Origin of the sequence: uncultured Dokdonia sp. (assembly GCF_947496725.1) — a bacterium.
Taxonomy (GTDB): Bacteria; Bacteroidota; Bacteroidia; order Flavobacteriales; family Flavobacteriaceae; genus Dokdonia.
The window spans coordinates 199,923-226,380 of the sequence record NZ_CANMDS010000001.1 but is presented as its reverse complement, the minus strand read 5'-3'; the positions used below and the strand labels follow the sequence as shown (position 1 = coordinate 226,380).

General features: G+C 37.7%; 20 protein-coding genes. 12 read left to right on the top strand and 8 right to left on the bottom strand.

The genetic code is table 11. The annotated features are described in order from the left end of the window. Positions 1 to 28 precede the first annotated feature (28 nt). The gene (locus Q0948_RS01025) at positions 29 to 2,941 is read left to right on the top strand and encodes an FAD-binding and (Fe-S)-binding domain-containing protein (protein ID WP_298348396.1); all 2,913 of its coding nucleotides are present in this window, start codon (positions 29 to 31) and stop codon (positions 2,939 to 2,941) included. Here the strand turns inward: Q0948_RS01025 and Q0948_RS01020 are convergent. Both Q0948_RS01020 and Q0948_RS01015 read right to left on the bottom strand, forming a co-directional pair. Beyond that, positions 2,938 to 3,774 carry a hypothetical protein gene (locus tag Q0948_RS01020; RefSeq protein WP_298348398.1) on the bottom strand — a complete coding sequence of 279 codons (837 nt, stop codon included), beginning with the start codon at positions 3,772 to 3,774 and terminating at the stop codon, positions 2,938 to 2,940. The genes Q0948_RS01025 and Q0948_RS01020 overlap by 4 nt on opposite strands. Before the next feature lie 48 nt (positions 3,775 to 3,822). Next, positions 3,823 to 4,641 carry a UDP-2,3-diacylglucosamine diphosphatase gene (locus tag Q0948_RS01015; protein WP_298348400.1) on the bottom strand — a complete coding sequence of 273 codons (819 nt, stop codon included), beginning with the start codon at positions 4,639 to 4,641 and terminating at the stop codon, positions 3,823 to 3,825. Between the two features lie 171 nt (positions 4,642 to 4,812). Here Q0948_RS01015 and aroC point away from each other — a divergent pair, with 171 nt between their 5' ends. The 7 genes from aroC (at position 4,813) to Q0948_RS00980 (ending at position 13,170) form a co-directional block, all read left to right on the top strand. Next, positions 4,813 to 5,877 carry a chorismate synthase gene (gene aroC, locus Q0948_RS01010; RefSeq protein WP_298348797.1) on the top strand — a complete coding sequence of 355 codons (1,065 nt, stop codon included), beginning with the start codon at positions 4,813 to 4,815 and terminating at the stop codon, positions 5,875 to 5,877. Between the two features lie 110 nt (positions 5,878 to 5,987). Next, positions 5,988 to 7,289, top strand: coding sequence for a dicarboxylate/amino acid:cation symporter (locus Q0948_RS01005; RefSeq protein ID WP_021778737.1), 1,302 nt, complete (start codon positions 5,988 to 5,990; stop codon positions 7,287 to 7,289). A 144-nt stretch (positions 7,290 to 7,433) separates the two neighbouring features. Continuing rightward, a complete protein-coding gene (locus tag Q0948_RS01000) occupies positions 7,434 to 8,123 on the top strand; it encodes an HAD family hydrolase (RefSeq protein WP_021778738.1) in 690 nt (229 codons plus the stop codon). 38 nt (positions 8,124 to 8,161) lie between these two features. Continuing rightward, positions 8,162 to 8,560 carry a hotdog domain-containing protein gene (locus Q0948_RS00995; RefSeq protein WP_021778739.1) on the top strand — a complete coding sequence of 133 codons (399 nt, stop codon included), beginning with the start codon at positions 8,162 to 8,164 and terminating at the stop codon, positions 8,558 to 8,560. 101 nt (positions 8,561 to 8,661) lie between these two features. Then, a complete protein-coding gene (locus Q0948_RS00990; RefSeq protein WP_298348407.1) occupies positions 8,662 to 9,633 on the top strand; it encodes a hypothetical protein in 972 nt (323 codons plus the stop codon). A 3-nt stretch (positions 9,634 to 9,636) separates the two neighbouring features. Beyond that, positions 9,637 to 10,566: a hypothetical protein gene (locus Q0948_RS00985; RefSeq protein ID WP_298348409.1), complete on the top strand. Its 930-nt coding sequence runs from the start codon at positions 9,637 to 9,639 to the stop codon at positions 10,564 to 10,566. Positions 10,567 to 10,671: 105 nt separating this feature from the next. Further along, the gene (locus Q0948_RS00980) at positions 10,672 to 13,170 is read left to right on the top strand and encodes a zinc-dependent metalloprotease (protein ID WP_298348411.1); all 2,499 of its coding nucleotides are present in this window, start codon (positions 10,672 to 10,674) and stop codon (positions 13,168 to 13,170) included. On the opposite strand, the gene Q0948_RS00975 is transcribed toward Q0948_RS00980, so the two are convergent. Further along, complete coding sequence (locus tag Q0948_RS00975; RefSeq protein WP_038597025.1) at positions 13,171 to 13,788, bottom strand: M15 family metallopeptidase; 618 nt, start codon at positions 13,786 to 13,788, stop codon at positions 13,171 to 13,173. Between the two features lie 73 nt (positions 13,789 to 13,861). Between Q0948_RS00975 and Q0948_RS00970 the strand changes: the two genes are divergently transcribed. Continuing rightward, a complete protein-coding gene (locus tag Q0948_RS00970; protein ID WP_298348417.1) occupies positions 13,862 to 15,070 on the top strand; it encodes a class I SAM-dependent rRNA methyltransferase in 1,209 nt (402 codons plus the stop codon). Positions 15,071 to 15,089: 19 nt separating this feature from the next. Then, positions 15,090 to 16,640 carry a family 20 glycosylhydrolase gene (locus tag Q0948_RS00965; RefSeq protein ID WP_298348419.1) on the top strand — a complete coding sequence of 517 codons (1,551 nt, stop codon included), beginning with the start codon at positions 15,090 to 15,092 and terminating at the stop codon, positions 16,638 to 16,640. Here the strand turns inward: Q0948_RS00965 and Q0948_RS00960 are convergent. Both Q0948_RS00960 and Q0948_RS00955 read right to left on the bottom strand, forming a co-directional pair. Continuing rightward, positions 16,630 to 17,061 carry a hypothetical protein gene (locus tag Q0948_RS00960; RefSeq protein ID WP_298348421.1) on the bottom strand — a complete coding sequence of 144 codons (432 nt, stop codon included), beginning with the start codon at positions 17,059 to 17,061 and terminating at the stop codon, positions 16,630 to 16,632. The two genes, Q0948_RS00965 and Q0948_RS00960, sit on opposite strands and share 11 nt — an antisense overlap. A 116-nt stretch (positions 17,062 to 17,177) precedes the next feature. Then, positions 17,178 to 18,233, bottom strand: a complete 1,056-nt coding sequence (locus Q0948_RS00955; protein ID WP_298348423.1) for a VWA domain-containing protein — start codon at positions 18,231 to 18,233, stop codon at positions 17,178 to 17,180. A gap of 243 nt (positions 18,234 to 18,476) precedes the next feature. Between Q0948_RS00955 and Q0948_RS00950 the strand changes: the two genes are divergently transcribed. Continuing rightward, a complete protein-coding gene (locus tag Q0948_RS00950) occupies positions 18,477 to 19,181 on the top strand; it encodes a hypothetical protein (protein WP_298348425.1) in 705 nt (234 codons plus the stop codon). 1 nt (position 19,182) lies between these two features. On the opposite strand, the gene Q0948_RS00945 is transcribed toward Q0948_RS00950, so the two are convergent. Both Q0948_RS00945 and Q0948_RS00940 read right to left on the bottom strand, forming a co-directional pair. Continuing rightward, the gene (locus Q0948_RS00945) at positions 19,183 to 21,009 is read right to left on the bottom strand and encodes an ABC transporter ATP-binding protein (RefSeq protein WP_298348427.1); all 1,827 of its coding nucleotides are present in this window, start codon (positions 21,007 to 21,009) and stop codon (positions 19,183 to 19,185) included. Between the two features lie 36 nt (positions 21,010 to 21,045). Beyond that, complete coding sequence (locus tag Q0948_RS00940) at positions 21,046 to 22,773, bottom strand: phospho-sugar mutase (protein WP_298348430.1); 1,728 nt, start codon at positions 22,771 to 22,773, stop codon at positions 21,046 to 21,048. A gap of 94 nt (positions 22,774 to 22,867) precedes the next feature. On the opposite strand from Q0948_RS00940, the gene Q0948_RS00935 reads away from it, so the two are divergent. Continuing rightward, positions 22,868 to 25,516 carry a T9SS type B sorting domain-containing protein gene (locus tag Q0948_RS00935; protein ID WP_298348432.1) on the top strand — a complete coding sequence of 883 codons (2,649 nt, stop codon included), beginning with the start codon at positions 22,868 to 22,870 and terminating at the stop codon, positions 25,514 to 25,516. Here the strand turns inward: Q0948_RS00935 and Q0948_RS00930 are convergent. Next, a complete protein-coding gene (locus tag Q0948_RS00930; RefSeq protein ID WP_298348434.1) occupies positions 25,511 to 26,452 on the bottom strand; it encodes a glycosyltransferase family 2 protein in 942 nt (313 codons plus the stop codon). The two genes, Q0948_RS00935 and Q0948_RS00930, sit on opposite strands and share 6 nt — an antisense overlap. Between the last annotated feature and the right edge of the window lie 6 nt (positions 26,453 to 26,458).

The following is a 26,458-nucleotide window of genomic DNA, read 5'->3' as shown; positions in this document are numbered from 1 at the left end:
GCATAAAATTTTATCTATTTTTATCCCCGTGAAAATATTATTAAAAAAATTACAGACTCAATTAGAAGGAGAACTTCACTACGATAATCTACATAAAACTATTTATGCGACAGATGCATCTGTATATCGTAAAATTCCGCTAGCTGTTGCTCTTCCTAAAACAGGGCAGGATATTAAAGTTTTATGTGAGTTTGCTTTACAAAATAACATCACACTCATACCGCGCACCGCAGGAACATCCCTAGCGGGACAGTGTGTGGGAGATGGGATTGTGGTAGATGTGTCAAAACACTTTACAAACATCATCTCTTTTGATAAAGAAAAAAAACAGGTTGTTGTACAGCCCGGAGTGATACGCGATGAGCTTAATTTATTTTTAAAGCCTCACGGCTTGTTTTTTGGACCTAATACATCTACTGCAAACCGCTGTATGATAGGGGGTATGGTGGGTAATAACTCTTCCGGAACCACTAGTATTCAGTACGGTGTGACCAGAGATAAGACGGTAAAACTTAAAACGATTTTATCTGATGGTAGTGAGGCTACTTTTGAAAATTTAGATGAAGTACGCTTTCGCGAAAAGTTAACACATAACACCTTAGAAGGGAGTATATACAACACAATTTATACATCACTAAAAGACGAGGAATCAAGAGCTGAAATAGTAGCGCATTTTCCAAAACCAGAGATACATAGAAGAAATACGGGCTATGCCCTAGATTACTTGGCACAAATGAACCCTTTTCACGTAAGTGGAAAAGATTTTAATATGTGTAGTTTACTCGCAGGAAGTGAGGGTACGCTTGCTTTTACTACAGAAATCACTTTACAACTTGACGAGTTACCTCCAGCATATAATGTACTTGTAGCCGCGCATTTTGAGGATTTAACTAGTTGTCTTAAAGCTGTTGTGCCGGCTATGCGTCATAATCTCTTTACCTGTGAGATGATGGATAAAGTGATTTTAGACTGCACAAAAAACAATCGTGATCAGCTCAAAAATAGATTTTTTGTAGACGGTGATCCGGCAGCAATATTAATGCTAGAAGTTTGTGACCATACACTAGAAGGTGCAAGAGCACAAGCAAGTGCTGTTATTACAGATTTACAAAAGGAGCAAATAGGTTATGCCTTTCCAATACTGGAAGGAGCAGAAATAGCTCAAGCTATGGAGTTGCGCAAAGCAGGCCTGGGTCTCTTAGGAAATATAATAGGAGATAAGAAGGCAGTAGCTTGCATAGAAGACACGGCAGTGGCTCTAGAGGATCTTGCGGCTTATATAGACGAGTTTACAGCTATTATGGACCGTTATGAGCAAGATGCTGTGTATTATGCACACGCGGGCGCTGGAGAGTTGCATTTACGACCTATACTTGATTTAAAGAAAAAGGAAGATGTATCGCTCTTTAGACAGATTACTACAGATGTAGCGCATCTGGTTAAAAAATATAATGGCTCAATGAGTGGTGAGCACGGTGATGGTATTGTACGTGCAGAGTTCATACCACTTATGGTGGGTAAAAAAAATTATGAGATGATGAAAGCAGTTAAGAGTGCTTTTGACCCTCATCATATTTTTAATGCCGGAAAGATAATAGATGCTTTCCCTATGGATCAAAATTTACGCTATGAAGTTGGTCGTCAAGAACCAGAGGTAGAGACGCTATTAAATTTTAATGACAATCAAGGAATACTACGCCTAGCCGAAAAATGTAATGGTAGTGGTGATTGTAGAAAGATGCCTAGCGCTGGAGGTGCTATGTGCCCTAGTTATCGTGCGACTCGTGATGAGAAAGATACAACTAGAGCGAGGGCCAATACCTTACGTGAGTTTTTAACAACTTCAGAAAAGGCAAATAAGTATAATCACAAGGAACTTAAGGATGTTTTTGACTTATGCCTTAGTTGCAAAGCGTGTGCAAGTGAGTGTCCAAGTAATGTAGATGTTGCTACGCTCAAAGCAGAGTTTGAGTATCAATATCAAAAATCTAATGGGAGTAGTTTACGCACCAAATTATTTGCGCATAACACAAAAATTAATAAGTTAGGAGCTGCAGCTCCTAGGTTTTATAATACAATGCTAGCGGTAACTGGTGGTATTGCAAAAGCCACTTTAGGTATAGCAAAAAAGCGTAGTTTGCCTAAACTTGAGGTATTTTTAAATCCTCAAGAAAGTAATGTAGCTAGCTACACTAATTTAAGTACTCCAGCTATATCCAAAACTAAAGTTGTTCTTTATATAGATGAATTCTCTCAATATCTAGATGGATCAATAGCGCAAGATGCAGTTGTACTTTTAACTAATCTTGGATACGACTTGCAGGTAATTACAAACCACGATAGTGGTCGTTCTTACATCTCAAAGGGATTCTTAGATGAAGCAAAAGTTTTGGCAAATAAAAATATTGCGGCGTTTAAAGATATTGGGGATCAAACTGTCATAGTGGGTATAGAACCTTCGGCGTTGCTTACGTTTAGAGATGAATATATTCGACTGGCAGATGACGTAGAGATAGCAAAACAAATAGCTGCAAAGGCTTTTCTTATAGAAGAGTTTTTACATAATGAAATTAAAAAAGGAGTAATTACCGCAGAGCAGTTTTCCGCGAAAGCGAAAAAACTCAAAATACACGGGCATTGCCATCAAAAGGCACTCTCATCTGTATCACACACATTTGCAATACTTAATTTACCGGTAAACTATGTGCCTACCATTATACCATCTGGCTGCTGCGGTATGGCGGGCAGCTTCGGGTATGAGAAGGAGCATTATGAAGTGAGTATGAAGGTAGGTGAGCAAACCTTATTTCCCGCAGTGCGTAGGGCAAGTAACGACACTGTTATAGTTGCAAACGGGACTAGCTGTAGACACCAAATAAAGGATGGTACACAACGTGTAGCTTTACATCCTGTTACAGTTTTAAGACAAGCGCTTATTTAATCATCACCAGCGACATCATAGGTAGTAATCACTTGATTAGTAAAACTAGAAGCACTCTCAGGGAATGGGAGCGTTACACCAAAGCTGCTTAAGTCCTCAAATTCATATTGAAAATCTAGATCAGAATTTACAAGACCAATATTTTGAGCATAGGTGTTAGTAGTTACGATAACATCTTGTGACTCAAGAAGCGTTACTTGTACACCTAGTATAGATGCGCTTATAGTAGCATTAATAGTAAGTGTTGCTGTCAGAACACGCGGGAATGTCTCTCCATTTATACTACTATTTTCTATTGTATTACCACTAGTAGATGTAACAAGTGCATCTATAGTAACAGGGATTCCTTCTATTTCTTGAGTAATAGTTTGTGTAATCTGATCTACTTGCGTGCCTGCTGTCGTAATGGATTGATCATATAATTTTATTACTGGTATAAGCAGCGAGATATTATTAGTCTCATCTAGAGGTATAGTCACTTCTCCAGAGTAACGTAAGGTACCTTCACTTTCTACAAGTCCACCAGCAGCGATAAGATTTGTAATAAAGCCTGCGCTATCTACATTTGACTCAAAATCTGTAAAGCTTGTTCCATTAATTTCGGTAAGTCCTATTACCTCAAGATTGTCTTGTGTAGTGTCCATATCATCTGTGGTAACGTCATACTGCCAGTTATCTCCAGTGGTTAAAGAGTAGTAGCTATAAACCGGAGCATCTTCCATCTGGTCCTCACTCTCACTCATATCTGTAGTGCTCTGAGTATCCTCATCTGAGTCACTGCAACTTGCTAAGGTTATAAAAAGGGATAAGGCGAGTAGTGTGTAAAATTTCATAATGTACTTATTTGCTTTAAAACAAATATAGTAAACAAAGCCTTGCTGCTATTTTAAGACATTAGGCAACAACGCGCTAAGATCATACATAGGGTCTAAGGTTTCTTCAATGTAAGAGGTTTTATCAAACTCAGCTCTATAGTTTTTGAGACTCCACTCTTTATCGTGATATTCAAGGTATGTAAGGTTTTCAATCCAGTCTCCACTATTTAGGTATAAGGTACTTCCTTTATGATTTTTAACCTTACGTATAGCAGGCTGGTGTATGTGACCACATATTACATAATCAAACTTGTTTTCTATAGCCAGATCTGTAGCTGTGTTTTCAAAATCATTTATAAACTTAACAGCTCCTTTTACACTATTCTTTATTTTTTTAGAGAGCGAGTATTTCTCTCTTCCCATTTTTACAAGCCATTTATTAAGTAGCCTATTAAAGAGTATTAAAAAGTCGTAACCCCATCCGCCTAGTTTTGCAATCCACTTGGTGTGCTGTATGGAGACATCAAAAACATCTCCGTGAAAAAACCACGCTTTTTTACCATCTAGGTTAAGTACTAACTTGTCTATGAGATGGATATTACCCATCACAGCATCGCTAAATTTACGAAGCATCTCATCGTGATTACCCGTAATGTAGTACACCTGTGTACCCTTTGAGGCGAGTGTGATGATTTTTTTAATAACCTTAAGATGCTCTTTTGGGAAAAACCGTTTTCTAAACTGCCAGATGTCTACAATATCACCGTTAAGGATAAGAATTTCTGGTTTTATTGAGTTTAGATATTGAAAAACCTCTGTAGCGTGACAGCCGTAAGTGCCTAAATGTATGTCTGAAAGTACAACTATTTCTACAGGTCTCTTCAATGTATCGTTTTGATTGCAAGTTTGTTATAAAACATTTTGTGTTGGTTAATTAGGGGTTAAGTGGTTTAAAAGTTTTTGTTATGATTTGAGAGCTACTTTAATTAATCATTAAGTGAGTTATTAGTTTTTGATTATGAGCTTTTCAATTTACATTTGTTGAAAACAAGTACAATGGCTGGTAATACCTACGGAACGATATTTAAACTCACCACTTTTGGCGAGTCTCACGGTAAGGCAATAGGAGGAATCATAGATGGATGTCCTGCAGGTCTTGAGATAGATTTTGATGCAATACAGAGAGATCTAGATCGTCGTAAACCAGGACAATCTAAAATTGTAACCCAGCGTAAGGAACCGGATACGGTAGACTTTTTATCTGGTATTTTTGAAGAAAAGACTACAGGGACTCCTATAGGTTTTCAAATTGTAAACACAAATCAGAAGTCTAAAGATTACGGGCATATAAAAGACACCTATAGACCAAGCCACGCAGACTATACGTATGATAAAAAGTATGGTAATCGCGATTATCGTGGTGGTGGAAGATCTTCGGCTAGAGAGACTGCGAGTAGAGTAGTAGCTGGGGCGATTGCAAAGCAATTTTTACAAGGCATTACCTTTCACGCATTTACAAGTGCGGTAGGAGATTTATCTATGGATACTCCATATCAAGAACTTGACTTTAATGAGATTGAAAAAAATGATGTAAGATGTGCTGATCCCGCTTTCGCGAAAGCGTGTGAAGAAAAAATTAAAGTAATAAAAAAGCAAGGTGATACCATAGGAGGTGTTATAACCTGTGTGATACAAAACGTACCTATAGGGTTAGGAGAGCCTGTGTTTGATAAACTACACGCAGAGTTAGGTAAGGCTATGCTTTCTATAAATGCTGTAAAAGGCTTTGAGTATGGAAGCGGTTTTGAGGGAGCAAAGATGAAGGGCTCAGATCATAACGACCATTTTAATAATGACGGTACTACAAAGACCAATCTTAGTGGTGGCGTGCAAGGCGGTATCTCAAACGGGATGGATATTTACTTTAAAGTAGCGTTTAAGCCGGTAGCAACGGTGATGCAAAAGCAAGAAACGATTAATGCCGCCGGAGAAACTGTAGAGATGCAAGGTAAAGGGCGTCACGATCCTTGTGTAGTCCCTAGAGCGGTGCCTATAGTAGAAGCAATGGCAGCACTTGTGATTGCAGATTTTGTACTACGAGATAAATCTGTTAGATTGTAGCATAATTTATTTATTCAATAAAAAGCTCACTTACTAAAAAGTAGGCTTTTGTATAAACTATATCGATATAGCGTGGCTTTACGTCGTGCCTAGTAAATATTAAGACCTTTATGAAAAAACTTGCGTTACACTGGAGAATATTAATAGGAATGGTTTTAGGAGTTGTTTTTGCTCTCATTATGACAAATTTTGAGTGGGGAAAAGACTTTGTAAGTGACTGGATAAAACCCTTTGGAACCATCTTTATTAACTCTTTAAAGTTAATTGCAATACCATTAATACTTGCCGCACTCATCAAAGGAGTGTCAGATCTTAAAGATATATCTAAGCTCTCACAGATGGGAGGACGTACCATAGGGACGTATGTTGTCACTACGGTTATTGCAGTGTCTATAGGGCTTGTTTTAGTAAATATTGTATCTCCTGGTAAATCTATCTCAGACGAGACGCGTACAGAGCTTGTAGATGGTTATACAGATAGCACAAATAAATACAAAGAAACTGCAAAGGCACAAAAAGAAACAGGACCATTGCAGGCTCTTGAAGACCTTGTACCACAAAATATATTTTCGGCAGCGACTAGTAATCGTAATATGCTACAGGTAATCTTTTTTGCAGTGTTCTTTGGTATAGGGCTTATTTTAATACCAGAAGAAAAGAGTAAGACGGTAAAAAGTTTTTTTGATGGTGTAAATGAAGTGATACTTAAAATGGTAGATCTCATTATGCTCGCAGCACCCTACGGTGTGTTTGCACTTCTTGCAGCCCTTGTGGTAGAGTCGCCTAATGCAGATCTTTTTAAAGCCCTGGGCTGGTATGCATTTACGGTTGTACTTGGTCTATTGTGTATGATAGGTGTTTATATGCTCATCGTTATCATCTTTACAAAAAGAAGTCCAGCATCATTTCTTAATGGTATTTCTCCAGCACAATTATTAGCATTCTCAACAAGTTCTAGTGCTGCTACATTACCAGTAACAATGGAGCGAGTTACCGAACACCTAGGTGTAGAGGAAGAGGTGGCTAGTTTTGTCTTACCTGTAGGAGCGACTATCAATATGGATGGTACCAGTTTATATCAAGCAGTAGCGGCAGTATTTATAGCACAAGCTTTTGGTATGGATCTTACACTGGGTACACAACTGGGTATTATTGCAACAGCAACACTAGCTTCTATAGGTAGTGCTGCAGTACCTGGTGCGGGTATGGTAATGCTTGTGGGTGTGCTAGGTTATGCAGGAATACCTGAGGCAGGACTTGCACTTATTTTTGCGGTAGATAGACCTCTTGATATGTGTCGTACAGTAGTAAATGTGACTGGAGATGCTGCGGTATCTATGGTAGTTGCAAAGTCTGTAGATAAACTAGGTGATCCTAAGGTTAAAGACTGGGATGACAACTACAAGGGATAGAAGCGCTAGCTTTTATTTGTCATTATCAATATCATAATTTAAGAAGGTTTATTGCGTCGTTTTTTGCGAGTCTAGTATTGTAGTTTTAGGAGATTTTCTCCTTGTATTCTGTACTTTTATAGTCACTAAGATGATTGTAATATAATGAAGAATATAAAGACTATTGCTTTTGATGCAGACGATACTCTATGGGTAAACGAAACTTTCTTTAGAGATGCAGAACATACTTTTTGTGAACTGTTAAGTGATTATATAGACTACGATAATTGCCAGAAGCGTCTTTTTGAAATGGAGATGCGCAACCTAGCACTATATGGTTATGGTATCAAGCCTTTTACATTATCACTAATAGAATGTGCGCAAGAGGTGTCTGATGGAAAAGTTTCTAATGCCATTATAGGCGATATTATAGATCTAGGTAAGGATATGCTCAACGCGCCTGTTACCTTACTACCGCATATAGAAGAGGTGCTAGAGGAGCTATCAAAGCATTACAAGCTTGTAGTTGCTACTAAAGGTGATTTACTAGATCAAGAACGTAAGCTCGAGAAATCTGGTCTGTCAAAATATTTTCACCACATAGAGGTAATGTCTGATAAACAACCGGCAAATTATCTAAAGCTTATAAAACATCTAGATATAGACCCTACTTCATTTCTAATGGTGGGGAACTCTTTAAAGTCTGATGTGTTGCCAGTGCTTGAGGTAGGTAGTTATGCGGTGCATATTCCTTTTCATACTACTTGGGCTCACGAGCAGGTAGATATAGAAGTGTCTCACGAGCGTTTTAAAAGTCTTGAAGATGCTAGGTCTTTAAGTTCCATTTTATCTTAGTTTTATACGAGTAGATTAAAATATAAAAAGAAAAACCTATGAATTTTCACACACGCAAATGGATTAAACCAGAAGACTTAAACCCAAATGGAACTTTGTTTGGAGGAAGGTTGTTAGAGTGGATAGATGAAGAAGCTGCATTATATACTATAATTCAGATAGAAAACCCTCGATCTGTCACAAAGTATATGAGTGAGATAGATTTTCGCGCAAGCGCAAAAAAAGGTGACATTATTGAGATAGGTCTTGAGGCTACTAAGTTTGGGACAGCATCTGTTACTCTTAAGTGTGAGGTGAGAAATAAAATGACACGAGAGACTATTATTACTATAGAACGTATTGTTATGGTAGGGCTAGATGAAGAAGGTAAGCCCCAACCACACGGTAAGACAGAAATAGAGTATGTAAAAAATAGACTGGGCGCATCTACAGAGTAGAGAGGGTAATTCTTCTTAAGAATGGGTTAACTCTTATCGGTTGCACCTATAAATGAATATTTTACGTTTAGTTTTATAGTATCAAAATAATGCTTTACTAAATGAAAAAACTATTACTACTTGTATTACTTATTATTATCACATCTTGTGATGAGGGAGATATCGTCTCTACCGAAACTATTGCAGAGGAGATTACAAGAGGGGCTGTTTTAAGAACGCAGGAGTACATAAATAATGACTACTTAATTACAGATGTACAAAGTGATTTTCACGTTGTAATTGAAGAGCAAGATCTTGAAGATGGAGACTTGCTAGATGAGGTTGAGGTTTATATACAGTATATAGGTAGTACTTCGGTCACAGAGGCACTTTCTACACAAGAGGTATTATATGATGTCATACCGGCTTCAGATTTTTATGAAGGCGAATTTGGTTTACCTCGATATGAACTTAATATATCATTTCAAGAGGCACTTTCCTTTGTAGACTTACAGCTTAGCGATGTTGCTGTAAAAGATCAATTTATATACAGGCTTAATTTAAAACTTACCGATGGTAGAAATTTTACCACGGGCACTTCTAGCTCTATAATAATCGCTTATGATACGTTCTATAGTTCCCCATTTCTTTATACTATTAATGTAGTATCACCCATAGATGACACGGCATATACGGGGGTGTATGCCGTAGAGTCTATAATGGATGGACCCGGTCCAGATGGAGAAACCTTTGTAGATTGCTATACGGTAGAAATTACAAAAGGGCGGTCTAATACCACAAGACAATTTTATGCCTGGCACTGGAGGTATCATAGAGGAATAGAGCAAAAACGAAGATGGGAGTTTAATGTAGTGGGAGATGAGATTGTTTTTGGTAAAAACCAGCTGTCTTCACCAGAAGGGTATTGTACCTCTACGGCGCCTATTTTGCTAGGACCTGATATAGAAAATGGGAGTGCAGATATTGTAGATGATACTGTTTTTGAACTCTGGTTTGTTGAGGGCTACCTTAACTTTGATGGAGGTTGTGGATTTAACACCGCACCATCTAGATATAGATTTACAAAACAATAAATTATGAAAAAAATATATTTTATAATCTTAGTAGGCATTTTAACAGCTTGTAGTGATGATGAAAAAGCGATAGAGGTTGTTACTGAGGGAATAGAACGTGGTGCTGTGTTGAGAAACATCAATCGTATAGAAAAGAATTTTGTAGATGGAGATCTTACCAGCACATTTGCGGTAGAGGTAGAGGAGCAAGATGAAGAAGACGGAGCTCTATTAGATTTTGTGCGTGTATACACGAAGTTTATAGACCGAGATTTGTCTAATGGCAACGATAGTACAGCAGAGGTTATACTGTCAGATATTGAAGCGTCGAGTTTTACTGCTGGACCCTTTGGTTTGCCTAGAGATATCATTGAGGTAAGCTATGAGGAGATGATAAATGCACATAGTTTAGATCTGGATAATATAGAGCCTGGAGATCAGTTTGAGGTAAGGCTAGAGGTTTTCTTAACAGACGGTCGTAGTTATAGTAATGATAGTGGCTCTGCTTCTATACTTACAGATTTTTGTTTTTTTAAATCCCCATATCGTTATGTGATTAATGTGATAGAACCCATCCCTGATGCAGATTTTACAGGCACCTATTTTTATGAAATAATAGGTGGAGATGATGCCGATGGAGTTCCTAAACAAGGTTTTATTACAATATCTAGTACGACTATGCCTAATGTACGCACTATGCCATTATATACAGATGCGTTAGAATTAACTATTGCTGGAACATCTATTTATCCAAAAATTTATGGATCATATAACGGCTTTTGTAGAGACTCTACTTTTCATATTCTTACAGGGCCAAGTGATACGTCCTTTGGACAAGTAAACTTAATAGATGATACCGTATTTGATATGACTATCGTGATAGGTTATGAGGGCTGGGATGGACAGTTAGGAAATAACGAGAGAGAGTTTACTTATAGATTTACAAAGCAATGATATATTTATGCTTTCGCGAAAGCGTAATACCCAATTGTTAATATTATCTAAATTAAATTAACTCCCAGCAGTCAATTCTTATTTTCGAGTAGAAATACACTATCGATGAAAAGAATACTACTCCTTTGTTTATTAGCTACTTTTTTTACAACACAAGATTCCTTTGCACAAGGCAAAAAAACACGCCGCAAAAAATCTAAAAATAAGACTGAGAAGAAAGCTCCAGAAGAAAAGCCAGATAAGAGTGGTTTTAAACCGTACAATAAAGTAATCACAAAAGAAGCGGTTACAGATTCTGGATTATTTCAAGTACATAAAGTTAAGGATGAGTTCTTTTATGAGATTCCTTTCTCACAGCTTAATAAAGATATGCTGTGGGTAACCCGTATTGCTCAAATTCCTAATGGATTAGGAGGAGGTTATATAAATGCTGGCTCAAAGACCAATGAGCAAGTAGTGCAGTGGGAGCGTTTTCAAGATAAAATACTTATTAAAATTAAATCATATGCCAGTGTAGCAGATAGTACAAAGGCGATAAGTAATTCTGTACGTGTAAATAATTATGAGCCTACACTCTACGCCTTTGATATCAAGACTTTTGATAAAGACTCTACAGCAGCTGTTATTAATGTAACAAAGCTATTCTCGTCTGATGTAAAGGGTATAAGTGCACTATCTGGTCGTATACGTAAACAGTATAAAGTAAAAAAACTAGATGCTAATCGTAGTTTTATAAACAGTGTTAAGAGTTTTCCAGAAAATATAGAGGTAAAACAAGACTTTACATATGATGCGGCAGAGCCACCTACAGAGAGGGCTGCAGAGAGTATAAGCCTTCAGGTAAACCAGTCTATGATATTACTGCCAGAGCAACCTATGCAACCTAGATTGTATGACCCAAGAGTAGGCTTCTTTACAGTAAAGCAATATGATTACGGTAGTGAGGCGCTCAAGGCAGATCAAAAAACATACATACGCCGCTGGAGACTAGAGCCTAGTGATGTAGAAGCATATAAGCGAGGAGAACTTGTAGACCCTGTAAAACCTATTGTATATTATTTAGACCCTGGTACGCCAGAGTCACTTAAGGAGTATATAAAACAAGGTATAGAGGACTGGCAAAAACCGTTTGAAACAGCAGGTTTTAAAAATGCCATTATAGCAAAAGATGCTCCTACACAAGAAGAAGATCCAGAGTTTAGTCCAGAAGATATACGTTACTCTGTAGTGCGTTACGTAGCCAGTACAACTCGTAATGCCGTGGGCCCTAGCGTGTCTGACCCACGTAGCGGGGAGATTATAGAAAGTGACATTATCTGGTATCATAATCACTTAAGAAGTTATAGAAACCGTTATTTACTAGAGACTGGAGCGGCAAATCCAAGCGCACGCACACTAGATACTCCAGAAGAGGAGATAGGGGAGATGATGCGTATGGTGATAGCTCACGAGGTAGGCCACGCACTTGGTTTTCCTCACAATATGGCGGCAAGTTATGCATATAATGTAGCGTCATACCGTGATGGGGCATTTACTCAAAAAAATGGTATCGCAGCGAGTCTTATGGATTATGCTCGTTATAACTATATCGCACAGCCAGGAGATACAAACATTCGCTTTGTGAGACAGATGGGACCTTATGATCACTATGCTACAAACTGGGGTTATAGATGGATACCAGATGCTACCTCACCACTAATGGAGAAAGCAACCCTTAACCAATGGATTCAGGAAAAAGCAGGAGATCCAATCTATAAATTTGGGAGACAGTCTAGTAGCTTTGACCCACAATCACAAACGGAGGCTATAGGTAATGATCCTGTAAAGGCAAGTACATATGGTATTAAAAACCTACGCTACGTAGCGAAAAACTTACCGTCGTGGACATCTAGCAAAACAAACGATTACCAAGACCTAGAAGAACTCTATGGAGAACTCATAGGGGTGTATAGTAGATTTGTAGGTCACGTGGTGACTAACGTAGGTGGCGTATATGAAAATATCAAAACTCCTGCACAGGGCGGCGTGGTGTACACGCACCTAGATGAAGCATCACAAAAGGAATCTATGCAATGGTTACAGAATAACCTTTTTGAAACACCTACCTGGCTTGTAGACCCTGCTATTTTACAAAATATAGACCACGCCGGTTATGCAGAAAAAATAAGAAGAACACAATCTAGATACTTAAATAGACTTTTAAGTTTTGATAGACTAGGGAGATTAATAGATGCAGAGACTACACAGACAGAATATTATAGCGCTCTAGAGATGCTTTCAGACCTGAGGTCTGGTATCTGGTCTGAGACAAGAAAAGGTGCTTCTGTAGATATCTATCGTCGTAACTTACAGCGATCATACTTAGATCGTATGGCATTTTTAATGACAGATGAAGGGCCAAAATCAAGATCTGGAAGACCAGGTTTTGAGGGAGCTTTACGTTATGATATAAGCGCATCAGATGTAAGACCCCTAGTACGTGGAGAGTTACAAAAACTTAAAAAGACATTAAGGTCAGCACGCAATGCAAGTGTAGATACAATGACTAAGTACCATTATGAAGATGCAATTGCACGTATAAATCAATTACTAGATCCAAAATAATTACTCACAGTCAAAGTCTATGTCGAGCACTTTTAACCCGTAATTTTTTGCGTCATAGTTAAAGTGCCACCATTCGGTACGTATGGGTGAAAAGCCAAATTTTTTCATCACAGACCACAGCTGTTTTCTATTTGCCGTAATGGTATCGTTATGTGGGTGGTCTATATGAGCTTCTTTTCCAAAAAAGTCATAGTCACTACCCATATCTAGCGGTGTGCCATCCAGCTTTACAATGGTCATATCTATTGCAGCACCACGGTTGTGTATAGACCCACTACCGTAAGGATTGCCCACGTAGCCAGGGTTAGGGTAAATCTCCCACATCTTTTTTTGTACAGAGAGTGGGCGATAGCAATCATAAAGCTGTATCATATACCCTAACTCGCAAAAGTAATTATTTGCCTCAACGAGCGCCTCTGCAACCTCTGGTATAAGGAGACATTGCACACAGTCGTAAACGGTTTGTTCTAGAAAATTATCATCTGTAGCATAGCGTACATCATATGAAAATTTTGAATCAAATTCGGCTATATTCACCAGCGGACTTTCTTGATCGCTTTGCATTGCAAGAAAAAAAAGTGCTGATAGTACTAAAAAAAACGTGCGATATATCTTCATACTGGAAAATTACGATTAATTTGGTTTTTTACGCTTTCGCGAAAGCGTAATTTTAATAATACAACGCTCCTTAATGATTGATTTACCTAAAATTGAAACCAAACGTCTTGCTGTAAAGCTCACTGCTAGAGCTGAAAAGCTTGTTAAACAAGGGCACCCTTGGGTTTTTGATAATAGTATTGCAAAACTCAATAAGGAAGGTCAAGCTGGAGATCTTGCTATTCTTTTTGATAACAGGGCAGATAAGGTGTATGGTATCGCTCTTTATGATCCAGATTCACCCATACGTCTTAAGGTACTAAGTAGTACCCCAGCTACTGCAAACGAAGTATTTTTTAGGGATAAAATTCAAGTAGCTTTTAAAAAAAGAGCTAAACTCTTACGTACAGATACTAATAGTTATCGACTTCTTTTTGGTGAGAATGATGGTTTTCCTGGGCTCATTGCCGATGTGTACGATAGCGTGATTGTAGTAAAAGTATATAGTGCTATCTGGTTTCCATACTTAGAGATGGTATTACCACATTTATTAGCTGTTTCTCATACTGAGACTATGGTGTTGAGGTTGAGTCGTAACGTGGGTAAAGGCAATACTTACGGTCTTGCAGATGGACAGGTGATACACGGCGTACTTAAAAACGACGTTGTCACTTTTGTGGAGCACGGTGTAAAATTTTCGGCAAATGTGATTTATGGTCATAAAACAGGTTACTTTTTAGATCATCGCAACAACCGTAAGCGTGTGGGAGAACTTTCTAGAGGAAAGAGCGTACTAGACGTTTTTAGTTATGCCGGAGGATTTTCTGTACACGCGCTTGCTGGTGGGGCAAAAGAGGTAGTGAGTCTTGACATAAGCGCACAGGCTCTAGAAGTGGCCGTACAAAACGGAAAGTTAAACCCGCATAAGGGTACACATAGAACGATGGCTATAGATGCTTTTGTGGGATTACAGCAACTTATAGATGAGCAACAGCAGTTTGATATTGTGGTAATAGACCCACCTAGTTTTGCAAAAAGTGCAAGAGAAGTGCCTACTGCTAGAAATAGTTATGCAAGACTGGCACAACTGGGAGCGCAGCTCACTAAGAGAAATGGGTTACTGGTACTAGCGTCTTGCTCTTCTAGAGTGGAGGCTCAGGTCTTTTTTGATATATGTGAGGCACATATAAGAAAGTCTAATAGAACCTTTAATGTAGAAGATAAAACCTACCACGACATAGATCACCCTATAGGTTTTCCAGAAGGTGCTTATCTCAAATGTGGGTATTACAGGCTTAATTAATTATACTAAAAATAAACATATGCGTTGCCTACTGGTTCTTTTTATATCGATAGCTATACTTTCTTGTAAAGAAGAAAAACCGCTTGTAGAAACCACTATAGAAGATGTAAATTTTATCCCTATACCTAATGAGGTAAAAGCGCACTCATATGGTTTTCTTTTTGATATAGAAACAGTTATAGTAAGTGACACGCTCACAGAAGTTAGAAATGTGGCTAGTGATTTTAAAAAGTACTTTAAGGTAACACCATTTTTAAAAGAAGCCGTACAAACCACCCAGAAAGAAGAAAATGTTATCTCATTTTCTCTGGTCTCTCCAGATAGTATTCAATCTGAAGAGGGTTATGTGCTAGACATAACGCATCATAAAATTGCCCTTGCAGGATCTACAGAAGCGGGACTTTTTAAAGGTGTGCAAACATTGACCCAGCTACTTCCAGACAGTCTAATAGCAGCTAAGCGTTTGGATAGTCTTGTTATACCAGGTATACGTATAATAGATGAGCCTAGATTTGCATACAGAGGGATGATGCTTGATGTAGCCAGACATTTTTTTACCGTAAACCAAATAAAGCGTGTCATAGATCAAATGGCGTCTTATAAGCTCAACAAGCTACACTTGCACCTTACAGATGATCAAGGATGGCGTATTGAAATTAAATCTTGGCCCAAACTTACAGAGATAGGAGGAAGCTCATCTGTACGTGATGAGAGTCCAGGCTTTTACACACAAGAAGAATACAAGGAAATTGTGGCTTATGCACAAAGTAAATATATTACGGTAATTCCCGAAATAGATATGCCAGGTCATACTAATGCAGCTCTTGCATCATACCCAGAGCTTAATTGCAATGGTAAAGCAACAAAACTTTATAGAGGTATGCGTGTAGGTTTTAGTACGCTATGTGTAGATAAAGATATCACGTATAAATTTATAGACGATGTAATAAGAGAAGTAGCAGCAATAACTCCTGGAGAGTATATGCATCTAGGTGGTGATGAATCTCACGTTACTTCAAAAACGGACTATAATATATTTTTAAATAAGGTTTTTCCTATTGTAAAAAAGTATGGTAAAAGTGTTGTGGGCTGGGAAGAAATACAAAGTGCAGATATAGATAGTACCTATGTAATACAGCACTGGCAAAAAGAAGCTACCGCTCAAAAAGGAATAGATAAAGGGGCAAAAGTGATTCTCTCACCGGCTAAGAAGATGTACTTAGATATGAAATACACAAAACAGTCTCCCATAGGTCTTACTTGGGCGGGTATGGTAGAGGTAGATAGTGCTTATATCTGGCAGCCGTCTTCTATATTTAAGGATATAGATACCTCGCAATTACTAGGTTTAGAATCACCATTATGGGCAGAGACAATACAAACATCAGAAGATATTGAGTATCTGGCTTTCCCTAGAGTTATAGGGCACGCAGAATTAGGCTGGAGTAATCCAGCAAATTATAATTGGGATAATTACAGAGGGAGATTACAAAAACACTATTCTAGAATGGAGATACTAGGTATAAATTTTTATACATCTCCACTCATTCATTCTTCACTTAAGCAGTAGTTCTACGATCATCATACTTTAGTTGCTCACTTATAGCCCATTTTACTGCTTCTTCTAAATCAAAGAATTTTTTAATTTTTGATTTAAAAAATAAACGTTCTAGTAAAATATTAGATCGTTCTTGCTGGCTGTATGATACCACAGCAAAAGCGCTAATAGAGTTTCTAGCTTTAAAAAACTTTAGCCAGTCTTGAGGAACAAGTGAGTATGGATGTACTCTGTTAGAAATGTAAGCTACCTTTTGACCTACACCATAGTAAGACTCTGCGATAGTTATAATTTCTTGAGCCATCTCCCAGTCAAATAACACACCTTCTTTTATTTCTGAGATAATAAAATTATCAAAGAAGTAAAAAGTGCCATTATCAAGAATGTAGATGTCTTGTAATTCGTAATTAAGATTTGATTCGGATACTAACATATGTCAAAATTAAATCTTTAGTAATAATCTTAAATTTAAAGATTTTAAGTGAGTATGTCAATAGATAATAGGTTTAAAGTTATCGATAAAGTACTGTAAATGAGTAAAATATTGTGTTATTCACAGCCACTAGTGAACCCTGTTGCATCAAAAGAGGTTTGAACAATACCATCTCTGTCACCAGTTATGACTTGTATAATAAGATCATTATCACCACTACCATCACGTTTTGGGCTACAATATTCAAAAAGATAGAAACTATTTGCCTGCCCAGCGACTCCGTTTGATATGTCATTAAAAACAGTTTCCAGTTCGTTACTATTTTCGGCAAAAGCGCTACCTGTTTTACCTATTGCTGTGAGAACCTCCTCATCTATTTCTGAGCCTAAACCTATGGTAAAAAAACTTATATCTTCTCCGGCATTACTTACAGCGTCTAGTGCTTCTTGCTCACTATATCTAGCAGCTTGATCTTTCCCATCTGTAAATATTACGACAGATGCAGCTGCAAATAAATCTTCATTTTCTAAGGTGTCTACTATATTTTCGGCATTCGTAGCTGCTTTGATTACAGCTCCATACAAGTCTGTAGAGGGGTCATTACTTATGTCATCTGTAATACCATCTATAGCCTCTTGAAGTTGAGTTGCGCTCGTAGTAAGTGGTTGTAACTCGTGCAGTACATCTTCTCCATCAAACCAATAAATAGCCATTTTAAAAGATTCTGTAGGTACGGCTGGCATCACATTAGTAATAAAACTGGTAGAGGCTTGTTTTAATTCTTGTAGACTTGAACTCAACACGCTATTACTCAAATCAAGTACAAGGAGGGTGTTGTTTGAAAAAATTTGAGCATTTGGAGATATCGCGGCAGATGCTTCTGAGCTAGAGATTTCATTATAACAGTCATCATTGCGACCTTGTTCAAAAATGGTAAAGCTGGAAGGAGTTAACCCGGCCACAGGGCTTCCATCTGTACCATTTACTTTAAAAAATACAGAAACCTTAGATGGTAAGGTTGTGTATGATTCTTGTATGGTAATATTTAATTCTTGGGTACCTAAGTTAAGACAAGCAATGCTATCATCACCACCTCCATCATCGTCTCTTGAGCTACAAGAGGTGAAAATTGAAATACTTACAAGGGTAAAAATTAATATGTATAATTTCATAATTAGTCATTTGAGATTGTTGACTAAAGAACGCCTTACTTTTGTATTTATTTCTTTGTAATTGTAATGGATTCTATTTTTTCACTACCTATTAAATACGTTAAGAGTTGTAATTATTTTATATTTGAATGTAGATTAATGAGATAACGCTTTCGCGAAAGCGTACTAAAATCCACTATTGGCATACTTTGTGTAACACCCTTATTACATAATGTCACATTTTTAAAAAAACGAATTGACCCCTTGAAAACTATTTCTCCCATAACGTTATGGCTCATTACACTGGGTGTAGTGGTATGCTTTGCAGGTACAGTAAATGCGCAGATAGATGCACCTAGAGCTTCTATAGAAATAAAGGGAGAACAACCTAATGAGGTGCCTACAGAAGTTTTTGTATCACCTACAGCTCCAAAAAAGGATAACACGATACAGTCTGGATCACTCATATTTAAGAGTAAGATAAAGTTAAGCGACCCTTTTGCCGCAAAGGAAAAGCGCGAAATCAATCTCATAAAAGGAGACGATTTTGCAAAAAAAGACTTTAGCGCTCTTGAGAATAAAATGAATAACTCTAACGCAAAGGATAAAGAAAAATTAAAGCCAGAATATTATAGAGATCAATATCTAGGAGATTTTAAAAGTGGCTCTAAGTTTGTAAACTTTACGTATCGTGATCACGGTACTGTAGATGGTGACCTCGTGAGTGTAAGCGTTAATGGTACAGTAATTCACCCTCGTATCTTTTTAGAAGGAGAGTTTCAAGGTTTTTATCTTGATCTTGTAAAAGGTTTTAATAAAATAGAAGTAAAGGCCTTAAATCAAGGCTCTGTAGGAGCAAATACTGCACAGTTTGTTATGTATGATGATGAGCGACAGGTCATCTCGTCAAACTCTTGGTTTCTTGCTTCTGGATTTACCGCTACCGTTATTATTGTAAAAGAAGAGTAGTCTACTCCTCAAAAGATTGCATAGATACCAGTTTGTGGTACATTCCTTTCTGATCTATTAATTCTTGATGTTTTCCTTGTTCTACAATTTCACCTTTTTGCATAACCACAATCTCATCTGCATTTTGAATAGTTGAGAGTCTGTGAGCAATCACAATAGAGGTACGATTTTTCATCATATTTTCTAGGGCCTTTTGCACGAGACGCTCACTCTCTGTATCAAGAGCAGAGGTAGCTTCATCAAGTATCATAATAGGCGGGTTTTTAAGCACTGCTCTCGCGATAGACAGTCGCTGCTTTTGTCCACCACTTAGCTTATTACCACTATCACCTATATTAGTATCAAGACCTTCTGGAAGCTCTTTTACAAACTCCCAAGCATTTGCAATTTTAAGTGATTCTATAATCTCTTGGTCTGTTGCATTTGCTTTACCTACAATCATATTATTGCGTAGGGAATCGTTAAATAGAATAGCATCTTGCGTTACAATACCTATATTTTTTCTTAAGTCTTTAAGAGACATATCGCGTATGTCTACCCCATCTACTGTAATATCACCAGAAACGACATCATAAAAACGGGTAAGTAGGTTTGCAATGGTACTCTTACCAGAACCAGACTGGCCTACTAGTGCAACTGTTTTGCCTTTTGGGACGTTAAGTGTGAAATTCTTAAGTACTAGTTGTTCTTCATACTTAAATGAAATATTATTAATCGCAATAGCCTTTGCAAAGCCTTCTACTGGTGTTGTGATATCTTTATTTGTAATCGTATTTTCTGTTTCAAGAATTTCTAGAATACGTTGAGCAGAGGCATTACCACGTTTTACACTGTAACTAGCTTTAGAAAATGCTTTAGCCGGGGTTAATATCCCATAAGCGAGTCCCATAAATGCGATAAATGTAGGGCCATCTAGAGTTCCTTCTGTAAGCACCATATTACCACCAAACCAAAGTAAAACACCTATCACTACAATACCTAAAAACTCACTAGTAGGAGAGGCAAGAGCCTGGCGTTGCATCAAGCTGTTTGCATAATCATTAAAGCGTTTTGTGCTCGTGTTAAAGCTATCTTGAAAACGGTCTTCGGCATTAAAACTTTTTATGATTTTAAGTCCGCCTAGAGTTTCTTCTAGTTTTGATAAAATCTCTCCTTGCTCACGTTGTACACGGTCAGACTTCTTTTTAAGACGCTTGCCTATGAGTGATATTACAAATCCCATTATAGGTATAAATGTAAGCACAAATACTGCCAGCTGCGGGCTGAGTAAAAACATAGTTCCCAGTGCAAATATGATGGTAAGAGGTTCTCTTACAATGAGCTCAAGGATGCTTAAAAATGAATGCTGTACCTCCTGCACGTCTGATGTGACACGAGCAATGGTGTCACCCTTGCGTTTTTCTGTAAAGTAAGCCACAGGTAGTGAGACAATTTTCTCATACATTGCATTTCTAATATCCATCAAGACTCCATTTCTTAAAAAGGTAATGAAGTACATCGCTAGATAACCGAAAAGGTTTTTGAGTAAGAATACCGCAATTACAAATCCTATCATTAGCGTGAGGGCTTGCACTTTATCATCTCTAGCAATTTCTGTAACATAATATCCCAGAGAGTCTTCCATAAAGTCTTTTGCTTTGAGGAGGCCGTTCCACTCTGGTTTTTCGGTAACTGTTTTTGTTTTATCAAAAAGGACCTGTAGCATAGGTATAAGTGCTACAAAACCTAATGTGCTAAACAATGCATAAAAGACATTACAAATGATATTGAGAATCCCATATCCCTTGTAAGGCATTGCGTAAGAAATAATCTTCTTAAAATATTCCATAAAGTATGTGTGCGCTTTCGCGAAAGCTAAAAAAGTTTATACCCCTAATGCAGTTTTTATACCAGCAATGCGATTTTCTAGATTTGCAGTAATACTGTCATACTCCTCAAGAGATGAAAGTGGTGCATTAACGCTTATGTAAAACTTAATTTTTGGCTCTGTACCACTTGGTCTAGCGGCTACTTTACTACCATCTTCTGTATAATAAATAAGCACGTTAGATTTTGGAATGTCAATGGTAGTAGTGTTTCCGGTGGCTAGGTCAAGAGAAGTAGATGCTTGATAATCTTCTACACGAGTCACCTTGCTACCATTTATTTCTTGCATAGGGTTCTCACGTAAATCTTTGAGCATTTGTTTTATTTCGGCTGCGCCAGATTGTCCTTTTTTAACAAGTGAGATTAGAGACTCTTGATAATATCCGTGCTTTAGGTAAAGCGCTTTTAGTTTTTCAAATAGTGTTTGTCCATTTTTCTTTGCTTCTGCTGCGATGGTACAAGCGAGTAGGGTAGCGGTTACGGCGTCTTTATCTCTCACAAAATCACCTACCATAAAGCCAAAGCTTTCTTCACCACCACCTATAAAGTGTTGCTGTGGGTAGTCTTCAATCATTTTTGCTATCCACTTAAAGCCAGTAAGTCCAGTTTTACACTCTACATCGTAAGAGGCAGCAAGTACGTCCATCATAGGTGTAGATACGATTGTACTCCCTACAAATGGTTGTGGGTGCTGGTTTGCGCTTTCGCGAAAGCGTTCTAATAAATAATCTGTCATTAAGATCATAGTCTGGTTACCGTTGAGTATGGTAAGTTTACCATTATCACCTCTCACGGCTATACCTAGGCGATCACAATCTGGATCTGTACCTATCACTATATCTGCTCCTTCTTTTTCTCCTAGCTCTAAAGCCATTTTAAGAGCAGCAGTCTCTTCTGGGTTAGGAGATACCACGGTAGGGAAGTTACCATCTGGTACTTCTTGTTCTTTTACAATAGATAGGTTTGTAAAACCAGCCTGCTTCAAAGTGTCTGGCACTAAAGTTATAGAAGTCCCGTGTAAAGAAGTAAAAACGATACCTAAATCTTCTTTGGTTTTATTGTCAAGACCAAAAGATACCTTTGCAACACTTGCGTCTATAAAAGCTTTATCTACTGTGGTGTCTATACGCTCTATGAGATCATCATTACCCTTAAACTTTATATCACTAAAGTCTAGTGCATCTATGGTTTTAATTATTGCAGCATCTTGTGGTGGCACTAGTTGTCCTCCATCTTGCCAGTATACTTTATAACCGTTATACTCTGGTGGGTTATGACTCGCAGTGAGTACAATGCCACAGTGACAGTTTAAGTGTCTCACAGCAAAGCTAAGCTCTGGTGTAGGTCTTAGGTCTGAAAATAAGAAAACCTTAATGCCATTTGCCGAAAATACATCTGCTACAACTTGTGCTAGTTCTTTACTATTGTGACGACAGTCATAAGCTATGGCGACACTTATTTGCTCATCTGTAAACTGAGTATATAAATAGTCTGAGAGTCCCTGAGTGTTTTTACCTAGGGTATATTTATTAATTCTATTGGTTCCTGCGCCCATAACACCGCGCATACCTCCTGTACCAAATTCTAGATTTTTATAAAAACTATCTGCGAGCTCATCTGGGTTATGAGCTATGTTATTTTTAATGCTTTGTTGTGTCTGTGCATCAAAAGTGTCAGTAAGCCAGGCATTTGCCTTTTCTAAAATTGCAGGATCGTGGTATACCATAATATTCTATTTGTTAGAGTAACAAAAGTACGGTTTTGTGTTAATTTTTATCGGGAAATACCAATTTCTCATAAATAGATTTGATATTTGACGTATGTCAATTAAAAATCTCTCGCTTCTTTTACTATTATGCAGCACAGTTAGCTTTGGTCAGCTCGAAGCGAGTAAGTGGTATTTTGGTAATGGGGCAGGGTTAGATTTTTCTGAGGGTTGCCCAATGCCATTTGATGGAAGTGTTATCAACACTATTGAAAGTAGTGGTGCTATATGTAGTTCATTTGGAGCTCTTCTTTTTTATAGTGATGGACTTACAGTTTATACAGCAGATAATGAAGTGATGGAAAATGGCACCGGACTTCTAGGAGAACTTTCATCTACGAATGGTACACTCATAATACCAGAACCTGGCAGCCTTACTAGATATTACATTTTTACTGCAGATGCGGTACAGCATTACCAGTCTAGCGCTCAGGGTAACGGTATTAATTATTCTGTCGTAGATATGAACGCTGCGGGTGGTAATGGTGCTGTGGTAGAAAAAAATATAAATATTTTAAATCAAGGTTCAGAAAAGCTAACAGCTGTAAGGAACGCAAATGGTTATTGGGTTTTAACTCAGTATGAAGATAGTTTTTATGCATATCCTGTTACAGCGGCTGGAGTAGGTACTCCTGTTATAACTACAATAGGACCTAATATTTCCGATTTTAGAAACATAAGAGGAGCTATAAAATTTTCTCCAGACGGCTCTAAGGTTGCCATCTGTCACTCTTATTTTGAACCAGCACTTGCTGGTGAATTGTATTTATATGATTTCAATATGAGTACTGGCGTTTTGAGTAATGAGCAATTACTTGGTGATGATGTTGTTTATTATGGAGCTTCTTTTTCTCCAAACTCTCAAGTGCTTTATGCTTCTGGAAAGGTGCCCATTGTAGGAGGGCAAGACACAGGTAATTCTAGAGTATTTCAATATAACCTGCAAGTAGCAGATATACCTGGGTCAAGAATACAGCTAGCAGATTATCTATCAAGTCCATTTATTAACCTTGCAGGCTTATTACAACTTTCTATTGATGGTAAACTGTATCATAGTTTTGGAGGTGCTACACTATCTGTAATAACCTTGCCTAATAGACTAGGAGTAGATTGTAATTTTGAATTTAGAGCGGTAGGATTAGGAAATAATACTTCTTCTTTAGGTTTACCGATAACAAATGAAGATAACTATAGAAACATTATAGAGTATGAAAATTTATGTAGCGGTGATGAAACTTTATTTAGCTTAAATACTCAAGATGCGATAACTAGTGTTGTTTGGGATTTTGGAGACCCAGATTCTGGAGTCTCAAATCAAAGTGTTCAGCTTGCACCATCACATATTTTTTCTGGAGTAGGTACATATACAGTTACTGCACAGGTTACATATTTGTCTGGATTAGTAGAGGTTTACAGTGTGCTTGTAAAAAATGTCTTAGCGCCAATAATTATACCTGCTTTTTTATATCAATGTGATGTAGATGGAAATCTCGATGGTATTTCTCAATTTAATCTATATGACGCGCTTGATGTACTTTTTATTGAAGATGGCACGCTTGTAGGTGGAGTTAACCTTCAGTTTTATGAAACTGAAATTGATGCGCTATTAGACCAAAATCAAATTATTAATCCGGAGAGTTATACTAATTTGAATAATGGACAAACGGTGTACGCCAGTGTTCAATCATCTTTAGATTGTAGAAGAGCGACCGAGATTATTCTAAGTGTCGATCTTGGACAACCTTTTGAAGATATCGAGTTGCTTATATGCCCATCAGTAGAAGGGGAGAACTCATCAGTAGTACAAGTAGAAAACATTATTGATGCTCTGCAAGATATTTATCCTGACGTTTTAATACGTCTATATGAATCTATTGAGTTTGCGGGTTTACAGACCAATGAAATCCAGGGTTCAATCCTATTTGATTTTTCTCAACCCACTTCGTTATACTACAGACTAGGTGAGCCAGATGATTGTATTGGCGTGGGTTTAGCATCGATAACGCTAGGTGAACCTCTAGACTTAGAAAATCAAGAACTCGTTATTTGTTTTACAGAAGAGGGCACCGTCTTAGAAGGTCCAGAAGGCTTTATGGAGTATGAGTGGAGTACTGGAGAAACTACAAAAGACTTGCTCATAACAGAGGCAGGAGTATATACACTAGATGTTACTTTATTTGCAGGTTGTAGTGGTTCACTATATTATGAAGTTGTAGCAGGGCTAGAATTACAAGTAGAGGTAGAAGTAGAGGATTTTTTACAGAGTAACACGATTATTGTAGATGCCTACCTTGCAGAAGGGACTATTTATTACAGTATAGATGGAGGAGCGACTTTTGGTACATCAAATGTGTTTGAGGACTTATCTCCTGGCATCTATAATATCGCTGTGAGAGATGAAGTGGGTTGCAATTATATTACGAGAGAGGTAGAAGTAAGGGGTGCGCCCAAGTTCTTTACACCTAACAGCGATGGTTACAATGACACCTGGCACGTTATAAATGCTCAAAATTATCCAGGATTGACCGTAGAGGTATTTGATAGATTTGGAAAACAAATGACCTCACTCACAAGTAACTCACCAGGATGGGATGGTACCCACAACGGTAGAAAACTAGCAACTAATACATACTGGTATAAAATCACTTATGAAGAAAGAACTACATATGGTTTCTTTACTTTAATAACAAGAGGTGATTTATAATGTTTCCTTAATGTGGTATCGTTGCTTTTCTCTCTTTGTACGTAAGATGAGTTCTCCTATAAAACCAGCTATAAATAGTTGTATACCTATGAGCATAGATACAAGAGAGATATAAAACTGTGGTCTTTGTGTAATGAGCCTCCCGGCTTTATTTAAGAATAGCTTATCAATACCTAAATATGCCGCAAAGCCAAAACCTACTATAAACATCACCACGCCCAGTGCCCCAAAAAGGTGCATAGGTCGCTTACCAAAACTTCCTAAAAACCAAATAGTCAATAGATCAAGAAAACCGTTTAAAAAACGTTCCATCCCAAACTTAGTCTCCCCATACTTACGAGCTTGATGCTGTACAACCTTCTCACCTATGTTAGAAAAACCAGCATTTTTTGCCAGTACAGGGATGTATCTGTGCATCTCGCCATAAACATCGACTGTTTTTATAACTTCATTTTTATAAGCCTTAAGACCGCAGTTAAAGTCGTGTAGTTTAAGACCACTCGTTTTACGAGCGGCGGCGTTAAAGAGTTTTGAAGGTAAGTTTTTTGCAATTACAGAGTCGTAGCGCTTCTTTTTCCAGCCAGAGACAAGATCAAAATTTTGTTCTGTAATCATTTTATAGAGCTCAGGGATCTCTTCGGGATTGTCTTGAAGGTCTGCATCCATTGTGATAATTACATCACCTTCGGCAGCTTTAAAACCAGCGTGTAGCGCTTGTGATTTTCCAAAATTGCGATTAAAACGTATCGCTTTTATGTTGTTACGCTTTCGCGAAAGCGTACTTATCACCTCCCAAGAGCCATCTGTACTACCATCATCTACAAATATGATTTCATAAGAAAAACCATTGGAATCCAGGGTTTCTGAAATCCAATGGTGTAATTCATTTAGTGATTCTTCCTCGTTAAGTAGAGGGATAACAACAGATATTTGCATATGTAT

What these genes read in the sequence shown, in the direction of transcription:
- Q0948_RS01020 (WP_298348398.1), bottom strand. Translation starts at nt 3,774, where the DNA reads ATGAAATTTTACACACTACTCGCCTTATCCCTTTTTATAACCTTAGCA.
- aroC (WP_298348797.1), top strand. Translation starts at nt 4,813, where the DNA reads ATGGCTGGTAATACCTACGGAACGATATTTAAACTCACCACTTTTGGC.
- Q0948_RS01005 (WP_021778737.1), top strand. Translation starts at nt 5,988, where the DNA reads ATGAAAAAACTTGCGTTACACTGGAGAATATTAATAGGAATGGTTTTA.
- Q0948_RS01000 (WP_021778738.1), top strand. Translation starts at nt 7,434, where the DNA reads ATGAAGAATATAAAGACTATTGCTTTTGATGCAGACGATACTCTATGG.
- Q0948_RS00995 (WP_021778739.1), top strand. Translation starts at nt 8,162, where the DNA reads ATGAATTTTCACACACGCAAATGGATTAAACCAGAAGACTTAAACCCA.
- Q0948_RS00990 (WP_298348407.1), top strand. Translation starts at nt 8,662, where the DNA reads ATGAAAAAACTATTACTACTTGTATTACTTATTATTATCACATCTTGT.
- Q0948_RS00985 (WP_298348409.1), top strand. Translation starts at nt 9,637, where the DNA reads ATGAAAAAAATATATTTTATAATCTTAGTAGGCATTTTAACAGCTTGT.
- Q0948_RS00980 (WP_298348411.1), top strand. Translation starts at nt 10,672, where the DNA reads ATGAAAAGAATACTACTCCTTTGTTTATTAGCTACTTTTTTTACAACA.
- Q0948_RS00975 (WP_038597025.1), bottom strand. Translation starts at nt 13,788, where the DNA reads ATGAAGATATATCGCACGTTTTTTTTAGTACTATCAGCACTTTTTTTT.
- Q0948_RS00970 (WP_298348417.1), top strand. Translation starts at nt 13,862, where the DNA reads ATGATTGATTTACCTAAAATTGAAACCAAACGTCTTGCTGTAAAGCTC.
- Q0948_RS00965 (WP_298348419.1), top strand. Translation starts at nt 15,090, where the DNA reads ATGCGTTGCCTACTGGTTCTTTTTATATCGATAGCTATACTTTCTTGT.
- Q0948_RS00960 (WP_298348421.1), bottom strand. Translation starts at nt 17,061, where the DNA reads ATGTTAGTATCCGAATCAAATCTTAATTACGAATTACAAGACATCTAC.
- Q0948_RS00955 (WP_298348423.1), bottom strand. Translation starts at nt 18,233, where the DNA reads ATGAAATTATACATATTAATTTTTACCCTTGTAAGTATTTCAATTTTC.
- Q0948_RS00945 (WP_298348427.1), bottom strand. Translation starts at nt 21,009, where the DNA reads ATGGAATATTTTAAGAAGATTATTTCTTACGCAATGCCTTACAAGGGA.
- Q0948_RS00940 (WP_298348430.1), bottom strand. Translation starts at nt 22,773, where the DNA reads ATGGTATACCACGATCCTGCAATTTTAGAAAAGGCAAATGCCTGGCTT.
- Q0948_RS00935 (WP_298348432.1), top strand. Translation starts at nt 22,868, where the DNA reads ATGTCAATTAAAAATCTCTCGCTTCTTTTACTATTATGCAGCACAGTT.
- Q0948_RS00930 (WP_298348434.1), bottom strand. Translation starts at nt 26,452, where the DNA reads ATGCAAATATCTGTTGTTATCCCTCTACTTAACGAGGAAGAATCACTA.